This is a genomic window from Nocardioides sp. NPDC023903 (genome assembly GCF_040639295.1).
Taxonomy (GTDB): domain Bacteria; phylum Actinomycetota; class Actinomycetes; order Propionibacteriales; family Nocardioidaceae; genus Nocardioides.
The window spans coordinates 20,784-27,969 of sequence record NZ_JBEZZS010000052.1 but is presented as its reverse complement, the minus strand read 5'-3'; the positions used below and the strand labels follow the sequence as shown (position 1 = coordinate 27,969).

Annotated in this window: 6 protein-coding genes; 4 read left to right on the top strand and 2 right to left on the bottom strand. The window is 68.0% G+C overall.

The features are described from left to right. Positions 1-238: 238 nt before the first annotated feature. Together meaB and AB0F44_RS28615 are read right to left on the bottom strand one after the other, a co-directional pair. Entirely contained in the window at positions 239-1,183 is a 945-nt protein-coding gene (gene meaB / locus AB0F44_RS28620; protein ID WP_357360546.1) for a methylmalonyl Co-A mutase-associated GTPase MeaB, read from the bottom strand. 12 nt (positions 1,184-1,195) lie between these two features. Beyond that, on the bottom strand, positions 1,196-2,383 hold the full coding sequence (locus tag AB0F44_RS28615) for an acetyl-CoA C-acetyltransferase (RefSeq protein ID WP_357360544.1): 1,188 nt from the start codon (positions 2,381-2,383) through the stop codon (positions 1,196-1,198). Between the two features lie 144 nt (positions 2,384-2,527). On the opposite strand from AB0F44_RS28615, the gene mce reads away from it, so the two are divergent. The 4 genes from mce (at position 2,528) to AB0F44_RS28595 (ending at position 7,129) form a co-directional block, all read left to right on the top strand. Beyond that, complete coding sequence (mce, locus tag AB0F44_RS28610) at positions 2,528-2,977, top strand: methylmalonyl-CoA epimerase (RefSeq protein ID WP_357360542.1); 450 nt, start codon at positions 2,528-2,530, stop codon at positions 2,975-2,977. 135 nt (positions 2,978-3,112) lie between these two features. Further along, positions 3,113-4,453, top strand: a complete 1,341-nt coding sequence (gene ccrA / locus AB0F44_RS28605; RefSeq protein ID WP_355018975.1) for a crotonyl-CoA carboxylase/reductase — start codon at positions 3,113-3,115, stop codon at positions 4,451-4,453. 319 nt (positions 4,454-4,772) lie between these two features. Next, positions 4,773-5,936: a hypothetical protein gene (locus tag AB0F44_RS28600; RefSeq protein WP_357360540.1), complete on the top strand. Its 1,164-nt coding sequence runs from the start codon at positions 4,773-4,775 to the stop codon at positions 5,934-5,936. Next, positions 5,933-7,129, top strand: coding sequence for an AI-2E family transporter (locus AB0F44_RS28595; protein ID WP_357360538.1), 1,197 nt, complete (start codon positions 5,933-5,935; stop codon positions 7,127-7,129). Before AB0F44_RS28600 ends, AB0F44_RS28595 begins: the two co-directional genes overlap by 4 nt. Positions 7,130-7,186 lie beyond the last annotated feature (57 nt).

Below are 7,186 nucleotides of genomic sequence, written 5' to 3'. Positions count from 1 at the left end.
CGTCGCCGCCACGATCATCAGCGCCAGCCCGAGGATCGCGTAGGCGACCGGCTTGATGTAGGAGACCCAGTGATGGGTGACCTCGTCGACGACGACCTCACCTTCGTCTCGCAGAAGGTGCTTGGAGATGTCGACACCGAAGAGGTTCACACAGGCCACGATAGTGACTCCGCAGAACCCGTGGCGAGAGAACAGGCCGTACGCCGGGACAACTCCTGCCGAAAGCCCGGCGGCCGACCTAGTCGTCGAGGAGCGTGTCGGCGGCGGCGTACGGGTCTCGTACGCCCTTGACCACCTCGGCCGCGAGGGCGTCGAGGTCGCCGGCCGAGCCCACGGTCGACCATCGTGCCCGCAGGGTCTCGACGGCGATGGCCTCGACCTCGGCACGGGCCCGTCGCGTACGCCGCAGCTCCAGCGTCCCGCTGGAGCGCAGCCAGTCGCGGTGCTCGTCGAGCGCGCCGACGACCTCGGCCAGGCCCTTGCCGGACTGTGCGACGGCGGTGAGGACGGACGGGGTCCAGGCCCCCTCGGTGCGGTCGGTCAGGCGCAGCATCCCGCGCAGATCGCGCTGGACCTTGGTCGCGCCGTCGCGATCGGCCTTGTTGACGACGTAGAGGTCGCCGATCTCCAGGATCCCGGCCTTCGCGGCCTGGATGCCGTCACCCATGCCGGGCGCGACCAGCACCACGGTGGTGTCGGCGAGCCCGGCGATCTCGACCTCCGACTGGCCGACACCAACGGTCTCGACCAGCACGACGTCGAACCCGGCCGCGTCCAGCACCCGGATCGCCTGCGGCGCCGACCAGGCCAGCCCGCCGAGATGACCTCGGGAGGCCATCGAGCGGATGAAGACACCCGGATCGGTGGCGTGGTCGGTCATCCGGATCCGGTCGCCCAGCAGCGCGCCACCGGAGAACGGCGAGGACGGGTCGACGGCCAGCACCGCCACGGTGCGCCCCTCGGAGCGCAGCTCGCGGACCAGCGCGGAGGTGGTGGTCGACTTCCCCACCCCGGGTGCTCCGGTGAGCCCCACGATGTGGGCGTGCCCGCCGTGAGGCGCGAGCGCGGCCATCACCTCGCGGAGCCGCTCTCCCCCGCCGACCGGGGCGTTCTCGACGTACGACACCAGCCGCGCGACCGCCCGGGGCTCACCGCCCCGGGCACGCGCGACCAGGTCGCTCACATCAGCGATGGCTCAGGCCTTGGGGACACGCACGATCAGGGCGTCGCCCTGACCGCCACCACCACACAGCGCGGCGGCACCGGTGCCACCGCCACGACGCTTGAGCTCGTGCGCCAGGTGGAGCACGACTCGGGTCCCGGACATGCCGACCGGGTGGCCGAGGGCGATCGCACCGCCGTTGACGTTGACCTTCTCGGGGTCGAGGCCGAGCTTCTTGGTGGACTCGATGCCGACGGCAGCGAACGCCTCGTTGAACTCGACGAGGTCGAGGTCGGCGGCGGTGATGCCCTCCTTCTCGAGGGCCTTGGCCGTGGCGTTGGCCGGCTGCAGCTGCAGCGAGGAGTCGGGGCCGGCGACCATGCCGTGGGCGCCGATCTCGGCCAGCCACTCCAGACCCAGCGACTCGGCCTTCTCCTTCGACATGACCACGACGGCGGCAGCGCCGTCGGAGATCTGCGAGGCGGAGCCGGCGGTGATGGTGCCCTCCTTGGAGAACGCCGGGCGGAGCTTGCCGAGCGACTCGGCAGTGGTGTCGCCGCGTACGCCCTCGTCGGCGCTGATCACGATCGGGTCGCCCTTGCGCTGCGGGATGGAGACCGGGACGATCTCGTCGTCGAAGAGGCCGTTCTTCTGGGCCGCGGCGGCGCGCTGGTGCGAGGTGGCGGCGAACGCGTCCTGCTCCTCGCGGGTGAGCTTCACGCCCTCGGCGTTGATCTGCTCGGTCAGCCCACCCATCGCCTGCTTGGTGGCCTGGTCGTAGAGCGCGTCGTAGGCCATCGAGTCGACCAGCGTGGTGTCGCCGTACTTGAAGCCCTCGCGGGACTTCGGCAGCAGGTGCGGCGCGTTGGTCATCGACTCCATGCCACCCGCGACGATGACCTCGGCCTCGCCGGCCCGGATGAGCTGGTCGGCCGTGGCGATGGCGTTGAGGCCGGAGAGGCAGACCTTGTTGATGGTGATCGAGGGCACGTTCATCGGCAGCCCGCCGGCGATGCCCGCGGCGCGCGCCGGGTTCTGGCCGGCACCGGCCTGGATGACCTGGCCCATGATCAGGTAGTCGACCTGATCCGGCGAGACGCCCGCCTTCTCGAGGGCGCCCTTGATGGCGATGCCGCCCAGATCGGCCGCGGACAGGCCCTTGAACCCGCCGAGCAGGCGGCCGATCGGCGTACGTGCCCCGGCGACGATGACGTTGGACATGGGTCCTCCAAGAATGTTGGGTGGTGCTGATCTGCCTTGAGGTTACTAATTAGTAACCTCAGTGGGAAGAGTGTTGAGCGCAGCCTGGTGTGGCTGTCATCACACATTGTGCCCGTTGAGCCCGACCTCAAGGAGAGTAGGCCCATGACATCCGTGGAAATCCCATCGCACCTGTTCACCCAGATCGACCACGTCGGTCTCGCCGTCGCCGATCTGGACGCGGCGATCGACTTCTACGAGAAGACCTTCGGCATGAAGCTCGCCCACCGCGAGACCAACGAGGAACAGGGCGTCGAGGAGGCGATGATCGCGATCGGCGACTCCGACAACAAGCTCCAGCTGCTCGCCCCGCTCAACGAGAACAGCACCATCGCCAAGTTCCTCGACCGCAACGGCCCCGGCATGCAGCAGCTCGCCTACCGGGTCACCGACGTCGAGCAGGTCTCCGCGATCCTCAAGGAGCGCGGCGTACGTCTTCTGTACGACGCACCGCGACGCGGCACCGCCGACTCCCGGATCAACTTCATCCACCCCAAGGATGCCGGCGGCGTCCTGGTCGAGCTCGTCGAGCCGGCCGCCAACGCCGCCCACTGAGACCGAGAGCCCGTCACGGCACGTGAACGATCCAAGAGTCATGTGTCACATCAGGCTGGCCATTGCGGTTACTCACCAGTAATGTCCAGCGAACTAGAGTCAACCGCGACCCCTACGACGACGCAGGAGCCGACCATGCAACACATCCTCGACGCGATTCTCGCCGGCGATACGCCCGGCGAGGAGTTTGCGAACCTCGAGATCCCCGACCACTACCGCGCCGCAACCGTCCACAAGGACGAGGTCGACATGTTCGAGGGCGTCGCGACCAAGGAGAAGGACCCGCGCAAGTCCATCCACGTCGAGGATGTCGCCCTCCCCGAGCTCGGTCCGGGTGAGGCCTTCGTCGCGGTGATGGCCTCGGCGATCAACTACAACACCGTGTGGACCTCGATCTTCGAGCCGGTCTCCACCTTCGGGTTCCTGGAGCGCTACGGCAAGGAGTCCGAGCTCGGCGCCCGCCACAACCTCGACTACCACGTCGTCGGCTCCGACCTGTCCGGCGTCGTGCTGGCCGTGGGTGCCGGCGTGACCAAGTGGAAGCCCGGCGACCGCGTCGTGGCCCACTGCCTCTCGGTCGAGCTCGAGGCCCCCGACGGCCACAACGACACGATGATGGACCCCTCGCAGCGCATCTGGGGCTTCGAGACCAACTTCGGCGGCCTCGCCGACGTGGCGATGGTCAAGGCCAACCAGCTCATGCCGAAGCCCGAGCACCTGACCTGGGAGGAGGCCGCCTCCCCCGGTCTGGTCAACTGCACCGCCTACCGCCAGCTCGTCTCCGCCAACGGCGGCAACATGAAGCAGGGCGACAACGTCCTGATCTGGGGCGCCTCCGGCGGCCTCGGCGGCTTCGCGACGCAGTACGCCCTCAACGGCGGCGCCAACCCGGTCTGCGTGGTCTCCAACGAGGAGAAGGCCAAGATCGTGCGCAACATGGGCGCCGAGATGGTCATCAACCGCTCCGAGATGGACTTCAAGTTCTGGAACGAGGACGGCACCAAGCAGAACCCGAAGGAGTGGCTGCGCCTGGGCAAGGCCATCCGCGAGCTCACCGGCGGCGAGGACATCGACATCGTCTTCGAGCACCCGGGCCGCGAGACCTTCGGCGCCTCGGTCTTCGTCACCCGCAAGGGCGGCACCATCACCACGTGCGCGTCGACCTCGGGCTACATGCACGAGTACGACAACCGCTACCTGTGGATGAACCTCAAGAAGATCATCTCCAGCCACTTCGCGAACTACCGCGAGTCGTGGGAGGCCAACCGCCTCATCGCCCAGGGCAAGATCCACCCGACGCTGTCGCGGACCTACACCCTCGAAGAGGTCGGCCAGGCCTCTCTCGACGTCCACCACAACAAGCACCAGGGCAAGGTCGGCGTGCTCTGCCTGGCTCCCGAGGAGGGCCTCGGCGTCCTCGACGAGGAGAAGCGCGCGGCTCACATCGACAAGATCAACCTGTTCCGCGGAATCTGAGACGTCGAACCCGGGTAAATAGCCCATTTGAGACTGGATTCACGGCCGGTCTCCCCTTGCGCGAGGGGTGACCGGCCGTAGTCTTGCCCTTTGGGAGCAGAGGGCAAGACACAAACCCCCCTAAAGTGTGAGGAATCCGCCACAAATGACGAATGAGGGACTATCCATCTTCAACGAGGCTTCAGAGCCTCGGAAGAAGCCCGACCAGGACTCGACGGAGACGCAGGTTCTCCCGCGAGTTCCTGGCGCTTCCGGATCGCCCAGCTCCGGCCACAACTCGGCTCCACCGGCTCCAGGCTCACTCCCAGCCTTCCCGGTCGTGCGGCGTGGCGGATACGACCCCGGCACGGTGAACGCGCGGGTGCAGCAGCTGCTCCAGGCCAACGGCCAGGGTCAGTCGGCGCTGCGCAACGCCCAGCGCCGCATCGCCGAGCTCGAGCGCAAGGTCACCGACCTCAAGGCCGCTGCCACCCAGGGCACCGAAGCCCCCTCCTACGCCTCCCTGGGTGGTCGCGCGAGCGCGATGCTCCGGCTGGCCGAGGAAGAGGCCGCCGCGGTCAAGGAGTCCGCTGAGAAGGAGGCCGCGGTCATCCGCGAGGCCGCCCAGCGCGAGGCCGCCGCGACCAAGGCGTCCGCCCAGCGTGACATCGAGGCGCTGCGTACGACGCACTACAAGGAGATCGACGATCACCGCGAGAAGGTGACCTCGGAGGTCCAGCAGGCCCGCAAGATGGTGCAGGCCGAGAGCGACGAGCTGCTCGCCGCCGCCAAGCGCGAGGCCGACCAGATCCGGCTCGCCGTGCAGCAGGAGGTCACCCAGCTGCGTACGTCGACCCAGCGCGAGGTCGAGAAGGCACGCGCCGGCGCGGACCGCGAGGTCCAGGAGGCCCGGCGGATGCTCGCCGTCGAGCGTGAGCGTCTCGCCCGCGAGGCAGCCGATCACCACGACCAGGCGATGGCCGAGACCGCTCGCATCGTGACCGAGGGCGAGACCCGCGCCGCGGACGCCGAGGAGCGGGCCCGGATCGCTGCCCAGCACGTCGCCGACCAGCGCGCCGAGCTGGCCAAGGAGTCCGAGGGGATCGTCGCTCGCGCCCGCCGCGACGCAGAGGCCATCCTGTCCAAGGCTCGCGCCGAGGCCGACCACCTCGCCTCCACCGCGACCGTCGAGGCCGAGAAGGGCCACGCGATCATCAAGGCCGAGGTCGACCGTCTCACCAAGCGTCGCGACGCCATCGCCGCTCAGCTCTCCTCGCTCACCGACCTGGTCTCCGGGTTCGGCAAGACCGAGGACCCGGCCGAGCTGGAGGCGCCGAAGCCGATCACCGAGGACGAGGACATCGTCGACGGTGAGCTGGTGGTCGACGAGAGCGTCACCCTGGTCGACTCGGAAGACGACCTCGCCGACGACTACGACGACTACGACGAGCCCTCCGAGAAGACCGCCATCCGCGAGCCCGAGACTGCGACCGAGAGCCGGTGAGCGGGGCCGCTGCCGACCGTCCTTCGGACGGTCCGGAGACGACGTCTGCCCAGACCGACTCCACCGACGAAGCGTCGGCCGACAGCGAGGCCGCGATCGACGTCGAGGAGCCTGAGGAGGAGAGCGAGCGCGACAAGCGGTTCGGCAAGCCCGGACCGCCTTTCGACCGGCGTTCGCCCTACCTGTTCGGGCTTCTCCTCGGCCTCGGTCTGCTGACTGCCTACGCAGCGGGCAACCTCCTCACCACGATGGGGAGCGTGATCCTCCAGGTGGTGGTCTCGCTCTTCATCGCCGCGGGGATCAACCCGATGGTGGTGTTCCTGCAGAGGCGTGGCTTCCCGCGGCCGTGGGCGGTCCTAAGCGTCATCCTCGGTGTGCTGGGCGCCCTCGTCCTCTTCTTCGTGGCACTCGTGCCGGTGATCAGCGACCAGATCGCCAAGATCTCGGCCAACGTCCCGGACTGGATCGAGGAGCTCCAGCGCAACCAGCGCATCCAGCAGTTCAACGAGGAATACCAGATCCTCGACAAGGTGCAGGACTACGTCGCCAGCGGCGACTTCGTCAGCAGCGCCTTCGGCGGAGCGCTCGGCGTGGGCCTGGCGGTGATCAACGTGCTCGTCACGGGCTTCATCGTCATCGTCCTGACGCTCTATTTCATCGCCGCCTACGACCAGACGAAGAACGCCATCTACCGCCTCGCCCCGGCCTCGCGCCGCGAGCGGGTCAGCAAGCTCGGTGACCGGGTCTTCGACGGCATCGGGGGCTATGTCTCGGGGGCGTTCATCGTCGCACTTTGCGCCGGTCTGTCCACCCTGGTGCTGCTCTTCGTCATCGGGATGGGCGAGTACGCGATCGCCCTGGCCTTCGTCGTCATGATCACCGACGTGATCCCGATGATCGGGGCCACCATCGGCGCGGTCATCGTCTGCGCGATCACCTTCGCGACGACCGATCTGAAGACCGGCCTCATCGCGGTGATCTTCTACATCGCCTACCAGCAGTTCGAGAACTATGTCGTCTATCCGCGGGTCATGTCCCGCTCGGTCGACATCCCCGGCGTCATCACGGTGATCGCGGCCCTCATCGGTGCCTCGCTCCTTGGTGTGATCGGTGCGCTGCTGGCGATCCCGACCGCGGCCGCCGTGCTGATGCTGATCCGCGAGGTCTACGTCAGGGCTCAAGACGAGCGCTAGTCATCACCCGTGGAGCGCTGTACGTACCTGGTACGTACGGCGCTCCACTGCATTTGG

Excerpts from the sequence above, each read along its gene's own strand:
- AB0F44_RS28615 (WP_357360544.1), bottom strand. The coding sequence starts at position 2,383 with ATGTCCAACGTCATCGTCGCCGGGGCACGTACGCCGATCGGCCGCCTG.
- mce (WP_357360542.1), top strand. The coding sequence starts at position 2,528 with ATGACATCCGTGGAAATCCCATCGCACCTGTTCACCCAGATCGACCAC.
- ccrA (WP_355018975.1), top strand. The coding sequence starts at position 3,113 with ATGCAACACATCCTCGACGCGATTCTCGCCGGCGATACGCCCGGCGAG.